General features: G+C 66.2%; 3 protein-coding genes and 1 pseudogene. 3 read left to right on the top strand and 1 reads right to left on the bottom strand.

Annotated features, from left to right (window positions below):
- Together ADBZ5U_RS12435 and wzm are read left to right on the top strand one after the other, a co-directional pair.
- Window positions 1–348: pseudogene (locus ADBZ5U_RS12435) on the top strand (galactofuranosyltransferase GlfT1); the annotation flags it as partial.
- The gene (wzm, locus tag ADBZ5U_RS12430) at window positions 345–1,175 is read left to right on the top strand and encodes a galactan export ABC transporter permease subunit Wzm/RfbD (protein WP_526810628.1); all 831 of its coding nucleotides are present in this window, start codon (window positions 345–347) and stop codon (window positions 1,173–1,175) included. The pseudogene ADBZ5U_RS12435 and the gene wzm, both read left to right, overlap by 4 nt.
- A gap of 12 nt (window positions 1,176–1,187) precedes the next feature.
- On the opposite strand, the gene ADBZ5U_RS12425 is transcribed toward wzm, so the two are convergent.
- On the bottom strand, window positions 1,188–1,616 hold the full coding sequence (locus ADBZ5U_RS12425) for a pyridoxamine 5'-phosphate oxidase family protein (RefSeq protein WP_526810626.1): 429 nt from the start codon (window positions 1,614–1,616) through the stop codon (window positions 1,188–1,190).
- A gap of 107 nt (window positions 1,617–1,723) precedes the next feature.
- On the opposite strand from ADBZ5U_RS12425, the gene ADBZ5U_RS12420 reads away from it, so the two are divergent.
- Window positions 1,724–2,135, top strand: a 412-nt coding sequence (locus tag ADBZ5U_RS12420; RefSeq protein WP_526810624.1) for a GtrA family protein, incomplete at its 3' end; no start/stop codon positions are given.

Here is a 2,135-nt window from a genome sequence, read left to right as displayed (position 1 = left end):
GTGCACCGCCGCCTGGTGCGCAGCGGCCTGCCGTTCGGCACCTGCCTGGACACCGCCTACCTGCATCCCTACGGCAGCGACGAGTTCAAGCCGATCCTCGGCGGACGCATGCACACCCAGTACCCCGACGACCCGGCCAAGCGGTTCTTCACCTACCGCAACCGCGGCTATGTGCTGTCCCAGCGCGGCCTTCGCCGGCTGCTGCCCCAGGAGTGGGTGCGGTTCGGCTGGTACTTCCTCATCACCCGTCGTGACCCGGCCGGACTGCGGGAGTGGATCCGACTGCGCCGCATGGGCCGTCAAGAGAAATTCAGCCGACCCCAACCTCTGACGGGAGGACCGTCGTGACCATCATCGAGGCGGCCAGCCAGTCCAAGACCTTCGGCCGCGCCCGGGGCGATCTGATCGAGGGATTCCGCAAGCGCGAGTTGTGGCTGTTCCTGGGCTGGCAGGACATCAAGCAGAAGTACCGCCGCAGCGTGCTCGGCCCGTTCTGGATCACCATCGCCACCGGCACCACCGCGATCGCGATGGGTCTGCTCTACTCCAAGCTGTTCAAACTTCCGCTCTCCGAGCATCTTCCGTACGTGACGCTGGGGCTGATCATCTGGAACATGATCAACGCTGCGATCCTTGAGGGGTCGGAGGTGTTCATCGCCAACGAGGGCCTGATCAAACAGCTTCCGACGCCATTGAGCGTGCACGTCTACCGTCTGGTGTGGCGCCAGATGATCCTGTTCGCGCACAACATCGTCATCTTCGTGATCATCGCGATCATCTATCCCAAGCCGTGGTCGTGGGCCGATCTGTCGGTGCTGCCGGCCCTGGTGCTGATCATGCTGAACTGCGTGTGGGTGTCGTTCTGCTTCGGCATCCTGGCCACCCGCTACCGCGACATCGGGCCCCTGCTTTCCTCGCTGGTGCAGTTGCTGTTCTTCATGACCCCGATCATCTGGAACGCCGAGACCCTCGAGAAGCAGGGCGCCGGTCAGTACTGGCGGATCATCGAACTCAACCCGCTGCTGCACTACCTGGACATCGTGCGGGCCCCCCTGCTCGGGGCGCACCAGGAGCCGCGGCACTGGATCGTGGTGATCGCGCTGACGGTGGCGGGGTGGTCAGCGGCCGGCCTGGCATTGCGGCAGTACCGCGCCCGGGTGCCCTACTGGGTGTAGCTCACAACTCGCTCAGCCCGGGACGTGCCCGTGATCCAGGGCGGCCCCGAACCGGAAGCGGCGGGCGCTGATCTCGGTAGGGGTGATGCGCACGAACCGCAGTTTCTCGGTGGGCACCCACGACAGCAGCCCGGCCCCGTCGGCCTCCCGGATGTCCTCGGCGCTGCTGAGCACCCGGGCGGTGCCGCGCACGATCACGCTCCAGCCCTCGGCGACGGTGTGGTCGTCGGCCTCGAAGAGCACCTTCTCGTTCATCACGGTGGTGAAGAGCTTGGTCCCCTCGGCGGTGCGGAACAGCACCGTGCCCCTGTGCACCACGAAGTTGACCGGGAAGATCTCCAACTGGGCGCCGAAGTAGGTCACCAGCCGGCCGAGTGCGACGCCGGACAGCAGTTTCCATGCCTCACGTTCGTCGAGGACGGTCACCGGATCATCGGCCATGTGCCAAATCGTGTCCGGCCGGCAGCGCCCCCCACAAGGGCCGAACGGCCTCAGCCGGGGACCGCGGGCGCCCATCACGGGCCGGGCGATCGCCTAAGCTTCCGGCGATGGCCGAGATCGCCCACCCCCCACCGCTGAGCCTGAAGACCCAGTTGCTGCGGTTCGTGCTCACCGGCGGCTTCTCGGCCGTTGTCGACTTCGGCCTGTACTACTTCCTCTACAAGGTCGTCGGGCTCCAGGTGGACCTGGCCAAGGCCCTCGGCTTCGTCGCCGGCACCCTGACCGCCTACCTGATCAACCGGCGCTGGACCTTCGGGGCCGAGCCCAGCGCCTCGCGTTTCGTCAAGGTCATGGTTCTCTACGCGCTGACCTTCGTGGTGCAGGTCGGGCTGAACCACCTGACCCTGCGGATTCTGGATTACCAGGACTGGGCGCTGCCGGTGGCGTTCGTGGTGGCGCAGGGCACGGCGACCGTCATCAACTTCATCGTCCAGCGCGTGTGGATATTCCGGAGGGCAG

It is taken from the genome of Mycobacterium sp., from assembly GCF_040398885.1.
Taxonomy (GTDB): Bacteria; Actinomycetota; Actinomycetes; order Mycobacteriales; family Mycobacteriaceae; genus Mycobacterium.
Note: the sequence above shows the minus strand (reverse complement) of the source record. Positions and strands in the feature narration are given on the sequence as shown.

Excerpts from the sequence above, each read along its gene's own strand:
- ADBZ5U_RS12425 (WP_526810626.1), bottom strand. The coding sequence starts at position 1,616 with ATGGCCGATGATCCGGTGACCGTCCTCGACGAACGTGAGGCATGGAAA.